General features: G+C 71.7%; 15 protein-coding genes. 13 read left to right on the top strand and 2 right to left on the bottom strand.

The genetic code is table 11. The features are described from left to right. The first annotated feature begins 16 nt into the window (after nt 1-16). The 6 genes from DW297_RS17475 (at nt 17) to DW297_RS17450 (ending at nt 9,506) form a co-directional block, all read left to right on the top strand. Nucleotides 17-643, top strand: coding sequence for an RNA polymerase sigma factor (locus DW297_RS17475; RefSeq protein ID WP_205814380.1), 627 nt, complete (start codon nt 17-19; stop codon nt 641-643). Beyond that, on the top strand, nt 630-1,766 hold the full coding sequence (locus DW297_RS17470) for a hypothetical protein (protein WP_136034781.1): 1,137 nt from the start codon (nt 630-632) through the stop codon (nt 1,764-1,766). The genes DW297_RS17475 and DW297_RS17470 overlap by 14 nt, the downstream gene beginning before the upstream one ends. 113 nt (nt 1,767-1,879) lie before the next feature. After that, a complete protein-coding gene (soxR, locus tag DW297_RS17465; RefSeq protein ID WP_136034779.1) occupies nt 1,880-2,314 on the top strand; it encodes a redox-sensitive transcriptional activator SoxR in 435 nt (144 codons plus the stop codon). A 331-nt stretch (nt 2,315-2,645) separates the two neighbouring features. Next, nucleotides 2,646-6,767, top strand: coding sequence for a DUF7927 domain-containing protein (locus DW297_RS17460; RefSeq protein ID WP_136034777.1), 4,122 nt, complete (start codon nt 2,646-2,648; stop codon nt 6,765-6,767). Between the two features lie 259 nt (nt 6,768-7,026). Then, a complete protein-coding gene (locus DW297_RS17455) occupies nt 7,027-8,055 on the top strand; it encodes a fatty acid desaturase family protein (RefSeq protein WP_136034775.1) in 1,029 nt (342 codons plus the stop codon). A gap of 50 nt (nt 8,056-8,105) precedes the next feature. After that, entirely contained in the window at nt 8,106-9,506 is a 1,401-nt protein-coding gene (locus DW297_RS17450) for a threonine/serine ThrE exporter family protein (RefSeq protein ID WP_136034773.1), read from the top strand. 15 nt (nt 9,507-9,521) lie between these two features. On the opposite strand, the gene DW297_RS17445 is transcribed toward DW297_RS17450, so the two are convergent. Next, on the bottom strand, nt 9,522-10,037 hold the full coding sequence (locus DW297_RS17445; RefSeq protein WP_136034771.1) for a GNAT family N-acetyltransferase: 516 nt from the start codon (nt 10,035-10,037) through the stop codon (nt 9,522-9,524). 68 nt (nt 10,038-10,105) lie between these two features. On the opposite strand from DW297_RS17445, the gene DW297_RS17440 reads away from it, so the two are divergent. The 3 genes from DW297_RS17440 (at nt 10,106) to DW297_RS19130 (ending at nt 12,958) form a co-directional block, all read left to right on the top strand. After that, nucleotides 10,106-10,939 carry a zinc-ribbon domain-containing protein gene (locus DW297_RS17440; RefSeq protein WP_136034769.1) on the top strand — a complete coding sequence of 278 codons (834 nt, stop codon included), beginning with the start codon at nt 10,106-10,108 and terminating at the stop codon, nt 10,937-10,939. A gap of 77 nt (nt 10,940-11,016) precedes the next feature. After that, nucleotides 11,017-11,811 carry an alpha/beta hydrolase gene (locus tag DW297_RS17435; protein WP_136034767.1) on the top strand — a complete coding sequence of 265 codons (795 nt, stop codon included), beginning with the start codon at nt 11,017-11,019 and terminating at the stop codon, nt 11,809-11,811. Nucleotides 11,812-11,893: 82 nt separating this feature from the next. Further along, nucleotides 11,894-12,958, top strand: coding sequence for a helix-turn-helix domain-containing protein (locus DW297_RS19130; RefSeq protein WP_205828326.1), 1,065 nt, complete (start codon nt 11,894-11,896; stop codon nt 12,956-12,958). 7 nt (nt 12,959-12,965) lie between these two features. On the opposite strand, the gene DW297_RS17425 is transcribed toward DW297_RS19130, so the two are convergent. Beyond that, nucleotides 12,966-14,282 carry an MFS transporter gene (locus DW297_RS17425; RefSeq protein WP_136034765.1) on the bottom strand — a complete coding sequence of 439 codons (1,317 nt, stop codon included), beginning with the start codon at nt 14,280-14,282 and terminating at the stop codon, nt 12,966-12,968. A 105-nt stretch (nt 14,283-14,387) separates the two neighbouring features. Between DW297_RS17425 and DW297_RS17420 the strand changes: the two genes are divergently transcribed. From DW297_RS17420 to DW297_RS17405, 4 genes are all read left to right on the top strand, one after another. Beyond that, complete coding sequence (locus DW297_RS17420) at nt 14,388-14,780, top strand: VOC family protein (RefSeq protein WP_136034763.1); 393 nt, start codon at nt 14,388-14,390, stop codon at nt 14,778-14,780. A gap of 6 nt (nt 14,781-14,786) precedes the next feature. Next, the gene (locus DW297_RS17415) at nt 14,787-15,383 is read left to right on the top strand and encodes a class I SAM-dependent methyltransferase (RefSeq protein WP_136034761.1); all 597 of its coding nucleotides are present in this window, start codon (nt 14,787-14,789) and stop codon (nt 15,381-15,383) included. A gap of 68 nt (nt 15,384-15,451) precedes the next feature. Further along, nucleotides 15,452-16,456: a LacI family DNA-binding transcriptional regulator gene (locus DW297_RS17410; RefSeq protein WP_136034759.1), complete on the top strand. Its 1,005-nt coding sequence runs from the start codon at nt 15,452-15,454 to the stop codon at nt 16,454-16,456. A gap of 140 nt (nt 16,457-16,596) precedes the next feature. Further along, nucleotides 16,597-18,294, top strand: a complete 1,698-nt coding sequence (locus tag DW297_RS17405; protein WP_136034757.1) for a glycoside hydrolase family 13 protein — start codon at nt 16,597-16,599, stop codon at nt 18,292-18,294. Nucleotides 18,295-18,330: the final 36 nt, after the last annotated feature.

The raw sequence follows: 18,330 nt of genomic DNA, 5'->3' as shown, positions 1-18,330 counted from the left end.
GATGCGGATACCTCTTGTGACCAACGACAACGACATCATCCGTGACTCGCTCACGTCGGCGGAGCGCTTCGCCGAGATCTTCGAGCGACATATCACCGCCGTCACCGCCTACGTCGCGCGGCGGGTCGGCCCCCACGCCAGCGACGACATCGTCAGCGAGACCTTCCTCGCCGCGTTCCGTCGGCGCAAGCGCTACGACATGACCAGGACCTCCGCGCTCCCCTGGCTCATGGGGATCGCGACCAAGGTGCTCGCGCAGCACCGGCGGGCGCAGGCCACGCACTGGCGCGCACTGCACGCCGCGTTCGGCGCCGGCGACGAGGACACGGTCGACGACCTCGACCGCTCGATCTCCCGGCTGGACGCCTCGGCCCAGCTGGAGGATCTGTTCCCCCGGATCGCCGCACTGTCGGCCAGGGACCGCGAGGTGCTGTTCCTGCACGCCTGGGGCGATCTGACCTACCCGGAGATCGCCGCGGCGCTCGGCATCCCCATCGGCACGGTGCGCTCCCGGCTGAGCCGCATCCGCGCGAAACTCTCCGCGCCCCCACCGCCGGCACCCGCGCGCCTCGCGCACGCCCCCCGCTCGGCCACCACACACATCCGCTACGCAGAGACGGAGTCCGCTCATGGACATCTTTGACCAGGTCAGGGAGATCCGGCCCACCTATCCCACCTCCCCCCAGGCGCCCCGCCGGGCGCTGCACCAGGAGATCGCCCGCTCCCGGCGCTCGCGCCCCCTCCGCCGCATCGCGGTGGTCTCGCTCGGCGGTGCCGCCGTCGCCGCCGCCGTCGTGACCGCCATCGCCGTGGCGCCGCCCGGGGTCGTCAGCCAGCCACAGGCCGCGTCGGCCGCCGAGTACCTCACCGAGACCGCCGCGTCCATCAGGGCCGCCGCGGCTGCGGCCCCCGCCTCGGAGATGACCGCGGTCACCATCACCACCAGGCACCTCGGGATGGTCGGCGGCCCGAACACCGTGTTCGCACCCTTCGGCGACATCCGCGCCGGAGCCACCGGCGCCGTCGTGTCGCAGTGGAGCGGCACGTACCGGCTCGACGCCGACGGCACCCTGCACGTCACCGACCAGATCCGCTTCCACTCCACCGACGTCTACGGAGACGAGGCCGCCGTGGCGGCCGCGTGGAACGACTACTACGGCAGCACGGAGATCGGCCCCCTCGGCACGCCACCCGTGGCCGAGGACCCGCACTCGGCGGACTCGCCGCCGGAGACGCTCCCTGTGTCGCCCGCGGACTTCCCGCACGATCCCGCCGCCTTCCTCGAGGCCTGGACCCAGGGCATGAGGGATCTGATGGACGCGGAGATCGCCGAGTCCGCGGAACTCGTCGACGGCGACCTGGAGGCGAGCGGGATCCTCGACCGGACGTACGAGCGGTACGACGTGCCGGCCGCCGAGCACATGCTCTCCACGCTCTCCACCTCGACCCTGCTGCACACGGGATCGCCGGAGTACCGCGCGACCTTCCTCGAAGCCCTCGCCCTCGCTCCGGGCATCACGGTCGAGGAGGACTCCACGGCGGTCAAGGTGCTCGCCTACGCCTCCGACGAGCAGCGCTATCGGCTGTCGATCGACCCGGCGGCCGGTGCCGTCGTCCAGATCGACGAGTTCCTGCTGGCCGTGCCGGGACAGCTGTGGAACCGCCACACGAAGGACGACCCGCCCGTCGAGGTCGGCTCGGCCCCGTTCCTGCCCGACGGCATCCCCTCCCGGTCGAGCACGTTCCGCTCCGCTCCTGCGAGCTGAGCCGCCCTCGCCCCACGGCGCCCCTCCCCGGTCCACCGGTGGAGGGGCGCCGTCGTCGCCCCTCCACCGCGCAGACCTCATCTATTGTTGAGGTCGAGCGAAGGGAGCGCACGATGGAACCCGAAGACCTGCTTCCGATCGGCGAGGTCACCCGGCGCACCGGCGTCGCCCCCTCCGCGCTGCACTTCTACGAGCAGCTCGGCCTCATCTCGTCGACGCGCACCGCGGGGAACCAGCGCCGCTACCGCCGGCACATGCTCCGCCGCGTCTCGCTGATCGTCGTCGCCAAGCGCATCGGCATCCCGCTCAGCGAGGTGCAGGAGCTGTTCCAGACGCTGCCCATCGACACGCCGCCCTCGCACGCCGACTGGCGCCGGGTCGCGAAGCTGTGGCGCACACAGCTCGAGGAGCGTCGCACCCAGCTGGAACACCTGCAGCGCGAGCTCACGGGGTGCATCGGCTGCGGCTGCCTGTCGCTCAAGGCGTGCCGCCTGCTCAATCCCGACGACACCCTCGGCGACGACGGTCCGGGCCCCCGCCGCATCTGACCGGGCACGTCGCGCTCGACGTTCGTCCAGCGCGGAGCCGACGATCGGCCAGACCTCTGCGCCGGGCCGCCAGGCCGTCCGAACGGCGTTGTGCCGGTAACGAGTAACCCTTTACCTTCTAGACGGCACACGGCCATCCGTGTGCCGTCCTCACGGTCGCGGGCTGTCCCGACAGCCAGGCGCGGGTGCGCGTCCGCGAGGGAATCGATCATCACGTCGTCGCACGGTGTCGTCGCGCCGGCGTGATCGACCAATCATTGAAGGGATACCCGTGGATTCCACAGCAGCAGTACTCTCGCGACCACCCGGTCGCGTGCGCCGATTCACGAGCATGCTCCTGGCATCGCTCTTCGTCACCTCGGCACTGGTCGGGGTGAGCACGCTCGGAGGCCCCGCTCCGAGCGCCGAGGCCACCCAGAGCTGGGGCACGACGACGCTTCGTCAGACCAACCAGTTCTTCGCCTATGTCAACGCCGGCGAACAGCTCACCGGCGACATCTCGAAGCTCGTGCGAGGGGTCGGATCCCAGTCGGCCACGCTCCGGGCCACATCGCCGTCCGGTGAGACGTTCGAGTGCACCGTGGCCGCCGACGCGGTCGTCGGCACCGCCTGCACGTTCGGCACCCAGACGGCGGCGGTCAGCGGCATCTGGACGATCGACTTCGTCCGTCCCGTCGCCGACTCGCAGGCCGCCGCCGGCACCTTCCAGTGGAACATCACCGTCAGCTCGGGCGGCACGCCGATCCCCGGCCGCGTGTGGTCCGACGACTTCATCATGGAAGACACGGAACCGGCGACCTTCGACCTCTGGTACGTCGACTCGACGGGCTACCAGTACCGGTCGACGTACTCGGACTTCCGCGGCATCTCGAGCCGGTTCCAGGTGAACCAGTTCGGCAACGTGCTGCCAGGGACGTGCACGCCGTACTACGGCAGCGCGGCCATGGGAGCGCCCACCGGCTCGGAGATCCCCGGCATCGAGCCGAGCGACTCGTGCGGTGTGCCGTACCACATCTTCTTCGAGACGCCCGCGGCCGACCTCCCCGCGTCGGCTTCTGCCGTGGACGGCAGCCACTTCGTGCTGCCCGCGCCGGAAACACCGGACATCTCCGGCTTCGCGTTCGCGCCCGCCGGCAACGACACGCGCGCCGGCACGTTCACCTTCACCACGAGCGGTCACGTCGGCTCGGTCGACCTCTGGGTCGACGCGGACGCCGACGGCTTCTACGGAACCGCGGGCGATCGCCTGATCGCCGTGGCGGTCAACGGGGACGGCGTGCAGACGGTGTCCTTCGACGGACTCGACGCCTTCGGAGCACCGATTCCCGCGACGACGCAGTTCGCCGCGCGCGCCGGTATCTCCAAGGCGGGTGAGATCCACTTCGTCAACTCCGACATCGAGAGCCGCGGCGGCATCTCCGTGACCGCGATCAACGGCCCGGCGGCCGGGTCGTCCACCCTGTACTGGAACGACACGACCCTGGAGCTCGCGAATCACCGCACGGACTGCCTTCCGCCCGTGATGGACGGACGGGCGGGGACCGCGAGCGCTGTCCCCGGCGGCGTGCACGGCTGGCCCTGCGACTTGAGCATCCAGCCCAACAACGCGAACAACGGCGTCGACGGCCCCTGGGGCGACGTGCGCCACATCGACGACTGGACCTTCACGCCGGTCGACGAGCAGGAGCAGATCATCGTCGCACCCGCGGCGAACTACACCGTGGTGAAGTCGTCCGACCCGGCCGACGGCGAGTCGGTCCAGTCGGGTGACGTGGTGACCTACACGATCGACGTGGCACAGGCGGGCAACGTCCCCGCGGACGCCACGCTCACCGACGACCTCGCGAACGTGCTCGACGACGCCGCGTACAACGGCGACGTCACCGCCAGCACGGGAACGGTCGACGTGACCGGAACCACCCTGTCGTGGAACGGCACCCTCCCCGTGGGCGGGACCGCGACGATCACCTACTCCGTGACCGTCGACGACATGTCCGACCTGCCCGCGGGCGACTACAGTCTCGGCAACGTGGTCACCAGCCCCGGCTGTGCGACCGCGGACGACTGCTCGACGGTGCACCCGATCGGCGCGTACTCCGTGGTGAAGACCTCGGACCCCGCGTCCGGTACGACCGTGTCCGACGATCAGAAGCTGACGTTCACCGTCACCGTCACCGAGACCGGTCAGGGTTCCGTGGACGGCGCGACGCTGACCGACGACCTCTCCGACGTGCTCGACGACGCCACCTGGAACGACGACCTCGTCGCCTCCGCCGGCACGGTGTCCTTCGACCAGGACAGCGAGCAGCTGGACTGGTCGGGCGACCTGGCCCCCGGCGCCGTCGTGACGATCACCTACTCGGTGACCGTCACCGGAGACGGCGACCAGTCGCTGATCAACCAGGTCACCAGCCCCGGGTGCGCCTCGCCCGAGACGTGCGGCACGACGCACCTGTACGGCACCTACTCGGTGGTCAAGGAGTCCGACCCCGCGTCGGGCACCGACGTGGCTCCCGGTGACACCATCACCTACACGGTGACCGTCACCCAGGCGGGTACGGGCGCGGTCGACGCCGTGCTCACGGACGACCTGACCGGGGTGCTCGACGACGCCGTGTGGAACGGCGACCTGGCGGCCGACCTCGGCACCGCGTCGTTCGATCCCGCGACGAACGCCTTCACGTGGAACGGCACGCTCCAGCCGGGCGAGGTGGCCACGATCACCTACTCGGTCGGGGTCAGCGGCGCCGGAGACACCGACCTGCTCAACGTCGTCACCAGCCCGGGCTGTGCCACCGCCGACGTCTGCTCCACGGAGCACTTCGTCGGGGCGTACTCCGTGGTCAAGACGTCCGACCCCGCACCGGGGACGGCCGTCCAGCCGGGGGACGTCATCACCTACACGGTGACGGTGACGCAGACCGGCAGCGGGGCGGTGCAGGACGCCGTCCTCACCGACGAGCTGCCCGAGGTGCTCGACGACGCCACGTGGAACGACGACGCGGAGGTCTCCGCCGGCGACCTCGACTACGACGAGGACACGCAGGAGCTGAGCTGGACCGGCGACCTGGCCGTGGGCGACGTCGTCACGATCACCTACTCGGTGACCGTGACCGCCGCGGGCGACACCAGCCTGACCAACACGGTCACCAGCCCGGGCTGCCTCACGCCGGAGGACTGCACGACGAACCACCTCGCGGGTTCCTACTCCGTCGTGAAGGACTCCGATCCCGCCCCGGGCACCGACGTCGCCACGGGTGACACGATCACCTACACCGTGACCGTCACCCAGTCGGGCCTCGCCGCCGTGACGGGCGCGACGCTCACGGACGACCTGTCCGAGGTGCTGGACGACGCCACGTGGGACGACACGATCACCGCCACCAGCGGTGCCGCGACGTTCGACCCGGCGACGGCACAGCTCGCCTGGACGGGCGACCTGGTTCCCGGCGCCGTGGTGACGATCACCTACTCGGTCACCGTCGTCGAGGGTGGCGACACGACGCTCACCAACGTCGTGACCAGCCCCGGCTGCGAATCCGAGTCGGTGTGCACCACCGAGCACTACACCGGCACCTACGCCGTCGTGAAGAGCTCGGACCCGGTGTCGGGCACGACGGTCGCGGCCGGCCAGGTGATCGACTACACGATCACGGTCACGCAGGACGGTGCCGGATCGGTGGCCGCACTGCTGTCGGACGACCTGACCGGTGTCTTCGACGACGCGTCGTACAACGGCGACGTGGCGGCGAGCCTCGGCACGGTGGCGATGGACGGCGCGAACCTCACCTGGAACGCGACGCTCGCGCCCGGCGAGATCGCGACGATCACGTACTCCGTGACCGTCGGGGCGATCGGATCGGGTGACGGGCAGCTGCCCAACGTGGTCACGAGCCCGGGCTGCCAGAGCGAGACCGACTGCGCCACGGTGCACCAGGTCGGCGCGTACACCTTCGAGAAGACATCGGACCCCGCACCGGGACGGGTCGACCGCGGCGACGTGATCGACTACACCCTGACGGTGCGCCACACCGGCGTCGGACCGATCCCCGGTGCGCGGATCCTCGACGATCTGACCGCGGTGCTCGACGACGCCACGTACAACGACGATGCGGTCGCGTCCGCGGGGACCGTGACCCGTGACGGCGTGGACCTCACCTGGACCGGCGACCTCGTCGCGGGTGACGTGGTGACGATCACCTACTCGGTGACCGTCACGGGCAACGGTGATGGCGACATCGACAACGTCGTCACCACCGACGACCCGCGCGGCGGCTGCGCGGCCAACGAGCCGTGCCGCACCGAGCACGACGTGCCGCCGACGCCGGGCCTGGCCACCACCGGTGGCGAGCTGCCGGTGTGGTCGGTGCCGATCGCGCTCCTGCTCCTGCTGGTCGGCAGCGGCGTGTACGTCGTCGCCCGCCGTCGTCGGAGCGACATGAACGCCGAGTAGTCGACGGTGCTCGACGGGAGCGGGGTGGCCATCCGGCCACCCCGCTCTCGTCGTCTGCGGAGCCGCTTCGACGCATGCCGTGCGGCGTATGCGGGCCGGGTTAGCCTGAGGACAGCGATCGGCATCCGCCCTTGGCTTCCACAGCTCAAGGGCTCCCGATCGACAGGAGAGCATCATCTCTCTCACCCGAACCGCCTCCCCCGCCTCCACCCTCGGCCCCGTCCGCCAGACCTACGCGGGCACCGCCGAATTCCCCCCGATGACACGGGCGTACCGCGACGTGCAGCAGGTGGTGAAGGAGACCGGGCTGCTGCAGCGCACCCCCGTGTTCTACTCGCTCGTCGGCGGCGCCCTGCTGCTGGCCCTCGCCGGCTGCGTCACCGGCTTCCTGCTGCTCGGCGACAGCTGGTTCCAGCTGCTCATCGCGGCGGCGCTCGGCATCGTCTTCACGCAGATCGCGTTCCTCGCGCACGAGGCAGCGCACCGGCAGATCCTGTCGTCCGGTCCCGCGAACTTCCGCCTCGCGCGCATCCTCGCCGGGATCGTCGGCATGAGCTACCACTGGTGGGACTCGAAGCACACCCGCCACCACGGCAACCCGAACCAGGTCGGCCGCGACCCCGACATCGAGGTCGACACGATCTCCTTCCTCGAGACCGATGCCGCGCAGTCCCGCGGCCTCGTGCGGCTGATCACCCGCAAGCAGGGCTGGCTGTTCTTCCCGCTGCTCACGCTCGAGGGCCTCAACCTGCACTACATCGGCCTCAAGCACCTGCTCACCCGCAAGAACGTGAAGGGCCGCTGGATCGAGCTGTCGCTCATCGTCGCCCGGTTCGCGATCATCCTGATCCCGGTGTTCCTCATGCTGCCGCTCGGGATGGCGTTCGCGTTCCTCGGGGTGCAGCTCGCGGTGTTCGGCGTGTACATGGGCGCGTCGTTCGCCCCGAACCACAAGGGCATGCCGATCATCGCGCCCGACGCCAAGCTCGACTTCTTCTCCAAGCAGGTGCGCACCTCGCGCAACATCCACGGCGGCCGCTGGGTCACCTGGCTCATGGGCGGCCTGAACCACCAGGTCGAGCACCACCTGTTCCCCAACATGTCGCGCCTGCACCTGGCGAAGGCGCGGGAGATCGTGCGCGACTACTGCGCCGCCAACGGCATCGCGTACACCGAGACGAGCCTCGTGCGCTCCTACGCGATCGTGATCGACTACCTCAACCGGGTGGGGCTCGCCGCGCGCGACCCGTTCGACTGCCCCGCCGCCGCCCAGCTGCGCCGCGCCTGACCGCCGCCCGCCGATCGGGGGCGCCCTCGCGGCGCGGGAGAATGGACTCCATGTCCGCGCGTTCTCCCCAGCGACTGCTCTCCTCGGTCCGCCGGCTGCTGCACACCGACCCGTCGAGCGTCGCGCACACCGAGGCCCTGCCCGTCATCGACGAGCGCACCGTGCCGCGCGTGCTCGACCTCGCGACCCGCATCGGCGAGTCGATGTTCGCGGTGGGGGCGTCCGCGCACGAGGTGACCCTCGCGATCACCCGCGTGTGCGAGGCGTACGGGCTCAAGGGCGTGCAGGTCGATGTCACCTACAACTCGATCACGGTGTCGTTCCACCTCAGCGGAGAGGTGTGGCCGGAGACCCTGGTGCGCGTGGTGCGGGTCGCCGCCCCCGACCACGCCAAGCTGCAGCGCGTGCAGGCCCTGGTCGCCGACATCGACGCCGGGCTCGACCTGGAGTCGGCCCGCACCGCCTTCCGCGTGATCCGGCGGATGCCGTTCCGCTACCAGCAGCCGGTCGTGATCGTGGCCCGTGCGCTGCTCGCGGTGGGCGTGAGCATCATGCTGGGCGCCTCCCCGATCATCGTCGGGCTCACGTTCGTCGCGGCCCTGTGCGCCGCGCTCACCCAGGCCGGGCTCGCGCGGCTGCGGGTGCCCCTGTTCTTCAGCCAGATCGCGGGCGGGTTCGTGACGACGGTCGTCGCGGTCGCGGTGTCCGCGCTGGGCAGCGCCGGCGTCGAGCCCTTCGTGGGCATCCGGCCGTCGATCATCGTCGCGTCCGGCATCGTGCTCATGCTCGCCGGACTCACCGTGGTCGGTGCCGCGCAGGACGCGATCGACGGTTTCGCGCTCACCGCGGGCGGTCGCATCCTCGACCTCACGATGCAGACCCTCGGTGTCGTGATCGGCATCCTCGTCGGACTGGAGCTGGGCGGCGTGCTCGGCTTCACGATGGGGCTGCCCGACGACCCCGCCCCGTTCGGGCCGCTGCTGAACCAGTTCGCCGGTGCCGTCATCATCGCGGTCGCCGTGGCGGTGTTCAACGGCGCGGGACTGCGGATCATCCTGGTGAGCGCGCTGCTGAGCGCCCTGACGATCGCCGGGTACGCGGGCACCGTGGCGCTGCACCTCCACCCCGCGGCGGCGAGCGCGGTCGGCGCGCTGCTGGCGAGCTTCGTCGGCATGCTGATCGCGCACAACCTGCACGTGCCGTCGGTCGCGGTGACGACGGCCGCGATCGTGCCGCTCGTGCCCGGGGTCGCGGTGTTCCAGGGGCTGCTGGAGATGGTGCACGCGGCGGGCACCTCCGCCGGGATGCTCGCCACGGGCGGCTCGCTCATCGACGCCGCGGTGATCGGCATCGCGCTCGCCTCCGGCGCCTCCCTCGGCCTCTACCTCGGCACCCCCGTGCGGGCGACCCTCGCGGGCGTCGCGAAGACCAGGGCGCGCGTGCGGCGCTGACGCGGGCGCGGCGGCTCAGGTCGCGCGAGGGGTCGCGGTGAGGTCGAGCGCCCACTCGTTCACGGTGAGGTCGGCCCCGCGGAACCGCTCGGTCGCCACGCCCACGAGCTCGAACCCGCCGCGGCGGCACACCGCGTTGGAGGCCGGGTTGTCGACCGCGGGGAACGCGAGCAGCAGCCTCCGGCCCTCGTGGTGCTCGCGCGCCTCCGCGACGAGGAGGGACAGCGCCCGCGCGGCGACCCTCCGCCCCTGCGCCGCGGGCAGCACGAACCACCCGGTCTCCCACGAGGGGCCCGCGCTCCCCTCGACCTTCCACCGCCCGATCGAGCCGAGCGGCGTACCGCTCTCGTCGGCGATCGCGAACATCCGCGCCTCGCCGTCGCGCTGCAGCCGGAGGTACCGCTCGTGACGCGCCAGGATCTCCTCCTCGCTCTCCGGTCCGTTGAGATGCGCGGTCATCTCCGGGGTGTTGGCGGCGTGCAGCAGCGGCAGGTCGGCGGGCGACCACGGCCGCAGGGCGAGGGTGTCCATGCGGGGAGTCTGCCGTCGACCTCCGACATCCGCGACCGATGTCGGAGGCCGCGCCTACCGTCTCCCGCATGCCAGATCCCGTGCCGACGTGGTGGGCGAGACGCCAGTTCTCGCGCGGTGCCGCCGTGCCCTACGCGGTGGGCACCTACCGGTCGGCGTGGTCGGCGTATCCCGAGCTCGTCCGCCAGTACCACCCGGAGCTGAACCACGGCATCGCGCTGTCGCAGGTGCCGCTGGCCGCCGACGTGCTGCTGTGCTGGGAGTGTCCGCTCGGGCACCGGTTCGCGGCCACCCCGACCGAGCAGCGCGAACGACCGGGGCGCGTGCGGCGGCGTTCGTCGTGGTGTCCGGAGTGCTCCGCGCTCGCCCGCCCGCAGCCGGTGGTGCTGGGCGAGGCTCGCGCGCTGCCCGCCCGCCCGAAGAAGCCCGCCCCCGCGCTGTGTACAAAGACCCCCGACCTGCCGAAGGGCACCCCGTTCCTCAGCGCGTGCGCGCCGAAGCCCGCGTCGGCGGCCGAGGCGAAGCTGCGCGCGATGCTGCGCGACCGGCTGGAGTTCACCGATGGCCTCAACGCGATCAAGGTCGTGCGGCCGTTCTTCCGGCACACCGAGGTGTGGCCCGACATCCTGCTGCCCGAGCTGCGGGTCGCGATCGAGTACGACTCCGTCGGCCGTCACGGGCTCGAGCACGTCGGCAAGCGCGAGGAGGCCGACCGCCGCAAGGACCGCGCGGTGCGGGGCGCCGGCTGGGAGGTCGTGCGGCTGCGCACCGGTCCGCTCGAACCCCTCGGCCCGTACGATGTGCAGCTCACGGGGCTCGGCCGGGCGGCGATCGATCGGCTCGTCGAGCGGCTCCGCGAGATCCGGGGCCCGCTCCTCGTCGACCCGTATCTGCGCGCGTGAGCGCCGCGCTCCCCCGGCGACGTCCCGCGCTTGGTAGCCTGACGACCACCCCGCCCCCACCCCGAAAGGCCGCCCCGATGCTCGGCGAGACCGTCACCCTGAACGCCGAGCGCGGCGTCACGCTCACCTGCTACGTGCAGCCCGTCGACGGCGAGTTCGCCGGGGTCACGGCGCGCCCGGCCGTGCTGATCCTCCCCGGCGGCGGCTACCAGTACTGCAGCGACCGGGAGGCGGATCCCGTCGCCTACCCGTTCCTCGCGGCGGGGTATCAGGCGTTCGTGCTGCGCTATTCGGTCGGCGATCAGGGAGCCTGGCCGCGCCCGCTCGACGACTACGAGCAGGCGATGGCACAGCTCACGGCGAACGCCGAGGCGTGGCACCTCGACCCGACGAAGATCGCCGTCATCGGGTTCTCCGCCGGCGGGCACCTCGCGGCGGTCGCGGCGACCATGGCCGAGCACCGGCCCGCCGCCGCGATCCTCGGCTACCCGGTGATCCTGCCGGAGATCGCCGACCGCTGCCGACCGGGCATGCCCTACCCGGCGGAGCACGTCACGGCCGACACCGCCCCCACCTTCCTCTTCCACACGCGCGACGACGACGTGACGGTCGTGGAGAACACGCTCGCCTTCGCCTCCGCGCTGGCCGGAGCCGGAGTGCCCTTCGAGGCCCACGTCTACTCGTACGGTGCCCACGGTTTCTCGACCGGGGCGGCGCACCTGAACCCGCGCCCCCTCTCGCCGCGCGCCCGGAGCTGGGTTCCCGAGAGCATCGCGTGGCTCGACGAGACCCTCGGTGCCCTCACCGCCTCCGGCATCGGCGAGCCGCGGCTGTCGTCCGATGGAGCGACGGGCGGGCGCACACCCGCGTGATTCCGGGACTGGCCGAACGGTCGAGTCCGCACTTCCCCCGGGATGTTGAACCGCACGCCGCCCGCGCGCTTGACTCGGCAACATGACACACAGCGCCAAACAGGACTTCGGTGACTTCGTCGCCGAGCACCGCCGCGGGACGGGGCGCACGCAGCGGGAGCTCGCGTCGATGCTGCACGTGACCGAGTCCGCGGTGTCGAAGTGGGAACGCGGACTCTCCTACCCCGACATCAGCCTCCTCCCGGCCCTCGCCCGCGAGTTGGACGTCGGCGTGCAGGAGCTCGTCCGCGCGAGCGAGGATCATGAGGGCCGCGCCGACCGCCGAGACGCCGAGAGCTACCGCGAGTGGCGGTCGGCGGTGCTGTGGACGACGCTCATCGCCTACGCCATCGCGATCGTGACGTGCTTCATCGTGAACCTCTCGGTCGCCCACGCGCTCACCTGGTTCTGGGTGGTGCTGCCGGCGGTCGCCCTCGCCTTCAGCCTCACCACGCTCCCCCTCCTGCGCATCCCGCATCCCGGTTGGAGCTCACTCGGCGCGTCGACCGTGAGCCTGCTCGCGCTCCTGCTGGTCGTGTGGCTGGGATCGGGGCAGGGCTCGTGGCTGCTCATCGCCGTCTCGGGGGTGCTGCTGGCGATCGTCCTGGTGTTCACGCCGATCTGGCTCTCGCTGCCCGCTGTTCCGGCGGCGGTCCGGCAGCTGAACGTGCTGCTCACGCTGGTCGTGGGCACCGTCGCGATCCTCCTGTTCCTGCTCATCCTGCTCGCGGCGCTCGGTCGGGCCGACCGCTGGGCGACCGTCGCCGTCCCGATCGCCGCGATCGCGCTGATCCCGGTCTGGATCGCGGCGCTGGTCATCCGCTACCTCCCGCTGAACGGACTCGGGATCGCCGCGATCGTCACGGCGATCGGCGCGGTCGCGACGCTCGTGCTCGATCCGGCGATCACGTCGATCCTCGGCGAGCCCGCCCCCCTCCCGGCCGATCTGTCGCGCTGGCAGTCCGACACGATCGACGCGAACGTGCTGTTCCTCGTGGTCGCGGGGCTGGTGGTGGTGAGCGCCGCGCTGGGCGTCGCCTCCGTGGTCCAGGCGCGCATCACGCGGGCCGAGGCCAGGGCGCTGCGCACGCCATCGGGTCGGGTCTGACGCGGAACTACTCGGACGCGGACCCCCGGGCGGAGGGTGCCGTCCGTCCGCCCGCGGACTCGTCCGGCGGTGTCGCCCCGACCGCAGCGTCCGCGGCGTCGGCGGGGATCTCCCGCACCCGGCGCAGCGCCGAGAGCAGGACGTAGCCGAGCTGCGCGGCGAACACCCCGGTGCACAGCACGATGCACGCCTCGACTCCTACCCCGGCGGCGACCACGGCCCCGAGCGCCGCGCCGACCGGGCGGGCCCCGTACGTGGCGACGACCAGCACCGACGACACCCGGCCGATCATCGACACCGGGGTCACCGCCTGACGCAGCGACGTCGTGCCGATGGTCCACAGCACCGGCCCGAGCCCGAACAGCAGATACGCCGCGAACGCGAACGCCGGCGCCGGCACCCACAGCGTCGCAGCCATCAGGAGCGCGGCGGCGAACCCGCCGAGCGGCCCCAGCATCGTCAGAGCGCCGAGCGCGAACCGTCGCGACAGCACCGGGGCGAGCAGTGCGCCGATCACCATGCCGCCGCCGTACACGGCCATCGCGGCGCCGACCGTCGCGGGGGTCATGCCGAGGCGGTCGAGCGCGTAGACCACGAACACCGACTGCAGCAGAAACCACCCCACGTTGAACACGAAGGAGGTCACGATCATCGGCCGCAGCAGCGCATGGAAGAACGCGAAGCGCAGTCCCTCGCCGATGTCGCGCCAGGGTGTCGTGCGGGGTGCGGCCACGCGGGCGGGGATGTCGGTGCGCGCGAGCACGGCCAGCGCGGCCAGGCAGGCGACGGTCGCCACGACGAACGCGGTGTCGGCGCCGCCCAGCGACACGATCGCCCCGGCGACGGCCGGCCCCCCGATGAACGCCGCACTGCGCCCGAGCTCCAGCCACCGGTTCGCGTCGACCAGGCGATCGCGCGAGACGGTGCGCGGAACGGCGGCGGGCACGGCGACGCTGATGCCCATGGTGCCCACGGCTCCCGCGAAACCGAGGGCCAGCAACGACTCGAAGCGCAGGGCGTCGAGGGCGAGGAGGACGATCACCGCCACGAGCGTGCTCGCGCGCAGCGCCTCGGACAGCAGGAGGAGCCGGCGCGGAGACGAACGGTCGACGAGGAGCCCGAACGGGATGGCGAGCAGCAGGAACGGGAGGGTCTGCGCGACCTGGAGCAGCGCCGTGCCCGCGGCGTCGGCGCCCAGCAGCAGCACGGCTGCGAGCGGGACGGCCACCAGGGCGATCTGCTCGGCGAACTGCGTGAGGACGCTCGACCAGGACAGTCGCGTGAACGCCGGAGGCAGCGGAGGGCGGGGGGCTCGCGGGTGCATCCCCTCAGCCCAGCAGTCCGCCGCCCGAGGTTCTGGCGGGTATCGGACGCGGCATTCCCCACGGCGGCCGCGGATAGGTTGGGAGTCCCACCCGGAAGGACACCCATGACCCCCGTCGTCACCGCCCTCGACCATGTCCAGCTGCCCGCGAAGAACCTGGACGAGGCCATCGGCTGGTACTCGGACGTGCTCGGTTTCCGCGTGCTCACGCACTACGGGACCTACGCCATGCTGCGCCTGGACCCCGGCCTCGACCTCATGCTCTGGGAGGCGGCGGAGTACACGCCGATGCGGGTCACCGTGGACGGCGACACGAAGCCGGCCCTCTTCCTCAAGACGGAGCGCTTCGACGACCTGGCCGCGCGGCTGCGGGCGTCCGACACGCAGATCGCCAGCATCGAGGACCTGGGCTTCGCGCGGTTCCTGAAGTTCTGCGACCCGAGCGACAACTTCCTGGGCGCGATCGCGTTCGCGGGGGACCCCGCCGTCGCGGGTTAGAGCAGCGTGGACGACTACTGGAATCACAACACCGCCTACCACCGGGAACTCGTCGCCGCCGTGCGCCAGGGGGCCCGAGTGCTCGACGTCGGCTGCGGCGACGGGCTCCTCCTTCAGAAGCTCGCGGGAAGGGCGAGCCAGGTCACGGGCATCGACCCCGACGCCGCGGCGCTCTCCCGAGCGAGGGAGCGGTTCCCGCAGTCCTCGCCCGTGCGCCTTATCCACGGTGACCTGTTGACCTCACCCGACCTGGAGGGGCAGCGGTTCGATCTCGTCACCTGCGTGGCCACGCTGCATCACCTGCCGCTGATCCCGGCACTCGAACGCCTGCGCGACCTGCTCGCTCCGGGAGGACAGCTCCGCATCGTCGGCCTGTCGGCAAACGCGAGCGTCCTCGACTGGGCGATCTCCGGGGCGTTGCTGCTCCCGATCCGGGTCATGAGCGGGGTGCACCGTGAGTCCGGCTATCCGGACATGACGACCGCACGACCGTCCGAATCCCTCACGCACATCCGCACCGCCGCTGCCACGATCCTCCCGGGCAGCCGGGTGCGACGACGGTTCTACTACCGCTACAGCCTCACGTGGACGAAGCCGGAGTGAGTTCGAGCCCCGGCGAGTGAGCGCAACCCGCTTGCGCGATCTTGCAAGGACTTGCGTACACTGAGCGCATGTCGATGCGTCTGGCAGAGGTGGCCCGCAAGGTCGGCGTGAGCGAGGCGACGGTCAGCCGCGTGCTCAACGACAAGCCCGGCGTCTCGGACGCCACCCGGCAGGCCGTGCTCACGGCGCTGGACGTGCTGGGCTACGAGCGGCCCACGAAGCTGCGCGGCGAGCGGGCGCGCCTGGTCGGTCTCGTGCTGCCGGAGCTGCAGAACCCGATCTTCCCCGCGTTCGCCGAGATCGTCGGCGGCGCGCTCACCCAGAACGGCTACACGCCCCTGCTCTGCACGCAGAACGCCGGCGGGGTCACCGAGTCCGACTACGTGGACCTGCTGCTCGCCCAGCAGGTCTCGGGCGTGGTGTTCCTCGGCGGCAACTACACCCAGGCCGACGCCGCACACCAGCACTACGAGCGCCTGCGGGCGGTGAACCTGCCGACCGTGCTCGTGAACGCGCGCGTGCCGGAGCTGCCGTTCCCCACCGTCTCCACCGATGACGTCGCGGCCGCGGAGCAGGCCGTGCTCCACGTGCATCAGCTCGGGCACCGGCGCATCGGTCTGCTGCTCGGGCCGGACGATCACATCCCCTCGCGCCGCAAGCTCGACGCCGCCCGCCGGCTGCTCGACCAGCTCGGCTCTCCGCTCAGCGACGAGCTCGTGGCGCGCGGCCTCTACTCGCTCGAGTCGGGCCAGGCGGGGGCCGCGCGACTGTTCGCCGCCGGAGCCACGGCCCTGGTGTGCGCGAGCGACCCGATGGCGCTCGGGGCCGTGCGCGCCGCCCGCCGCGCCGGGCTGTCCGTGCCGGGCGACGTGAGCGTGGTCGGCTTCGACGACTCGGCGCTGATGAGCTGCACCGAGCCGCCGCTGACCACCGTGCGCCAGCCGATCGAGTCGATGGGCCGGGCCGTGATCGAGCTGCTGCTCGCGCAGATCGCGGGCACGCCGCAGGCCGCCGACGAGCTGCTGTTCGAGCCCGAGCTCGTGCTGCGCGCCTCCACCGGTCCGCTGCACTGAATCGGCGGCGTTCCGCCGCTCCTCCCCCGCGGGCTCCCCCGGGGGCTTTCGCACGGGCTTGAGTCCTTTCTGTTTTTCATTCTTTTGTTCGGTTCTTGCGTCAATGCCTTCGGAAAGCTACATTCAACTCATCACCGTCGATGAGGAGACCCGTGGACACCGACGTTCTGCGCAGCACCGCCCCCGCTTCCCGGCCCGTCCCCCCGACGGACGAGGGCTGGTGGCGCACCGCGGTGATCTACCAGATCTACGTGCGCAGCTTCGCCGACGGGAACGGCGACGGCATCGGCGACCTCGCCGGCGTCCGCTCCCGCCTCGGGTATCTGAAGAGCCTCGGCGTTGACGCCCTCTGGTTCACCCCCTGGTACCGCAGCCCCCTCGCCGACGGCGGCTACGACGTGCAGGACTACCGCGCCATCGACCCACGCTTCGGCACCCTGGAGGAGGCCGAGCTGCTGATCGCCGAGGCACTCGAGCTCGGCATCCGCACCATCGTCGACATCGTGCCCAACCACATCTCCGACCGCCACGAGTGGTTCCGGCAGGCACTGGCCGCCGGCCCCGGCAGCCCGGAGCGGGAACGGTTCTGGTTCCACCCCGGCCGCGGCGCCGACGGCTCCGGCATCCCCACCAACTGGGTGTCGAGCTTCCAGGGCGAGACCTGGACGCGCACGCGCAACGCCGACGGCACACCGGGCGAGTGGTACCTGCACCTGTTCACGCCGCAGCAGCCCGACCTCAACTGGAACCACCCCGACGTGCGCCGCGAGCACGAGGAGGTGCTGCGCTTCTGGTTCGACCGCGGCGTCGCCGGTGTGCGCATCGACTCCGCCGCCCTGCCGGTGAAGGACCCCGCGCTGCCCGACCTGCCCGCAGGCTCCGCCCCCGCGGAGGGCCACCCGCACATCGACCGCGACGAGCTGCACGACATCTACCGCGAGTGGCGGGCCGTGGCCGACGACTACGCCGGAGAGCGCGTGCTCGTCGGCGAGGTGTGGCTCGACGACGCCGAGCGCTTCGCGCGGTACCTGCGACCCGGCGAGATGCACACGGCGTTCAACTTCGGGTTCATGACCCAGCCGTGGGACGCCGCGGCCATGCGCGCCTCCATCACCCGCACCCTCGCCGAGCACGCACCGGTCGGCGCCCCCGCCACCTGGGTGCTGTCGAACCACGACGTCACGCGTCCCGTCACCCGCTACGGGCAGGCCGACTCGTCGTTCGCATTCGAGCGCAAGCGCTTCGGCACCGCGACCGACACCGCGCGCGGGCTCCGGCGAGCGCGCGCCGCAGCCCTCCTCGTGGCGGCGCTGCCCGGCAGCCTGTACGTGTACCAGGGCGACGAGCTGGGGCTGCCCGAGGTGGAGCTGCCGCTCGACGCGATCGAAGACCCGATGCACTTCCGGTCGCACGGCGTCGACCCCGGCCGCGACGGGTGCCGGGTGCCGCTGCCGTGGGCGGGCGACGCGAGCCCGTACGGGTTCGGCGGCGCCCCGTGGCTGCCGCAGCCCGCCGACTGGGCCGGGCTCACGGTCGACGCGCAGGAGCTCGACCCCGCGTCCACCCTGCACCTCTACCGCGCGGCCATCCGGCTGCGCCGCGAGGTGCGCGACCTGGCGAACGGCGAGCTGTCGTGGCTCGAGCTCGGATCCGACGTGCTCGCGTTCCGCCGCGGCGACGACACCGTCAGCATCACCAACCTCAGCGCGACGCCGATCCCGCTCCCCGCCCACCACGCGGTGCTGCTGTCCAGCACGCCGCTCGACGGCACCCTCCCGGCGGACGCCACCGCGTGGCTCACGCTGCGCCCCGCGCGCACCGGTCGCGCGCCCCACTGACCCGCACCACCCGATCCGCATCACATGGAAGGACAG

This window comes from Microbacterium sp. PF5 (assembly GCF_004794315.1).
In the GTDB taxonomy this organism is placed as follows: Bacteria; Actinomycetota; Actinomycetes; order Actinomycetales; family Microbacteriaceae; genus Microbacterium; species Microbacterium sufflavum.
This window is presented reverse-complemented; position numbering and strand designations above follow the sequence as displayed.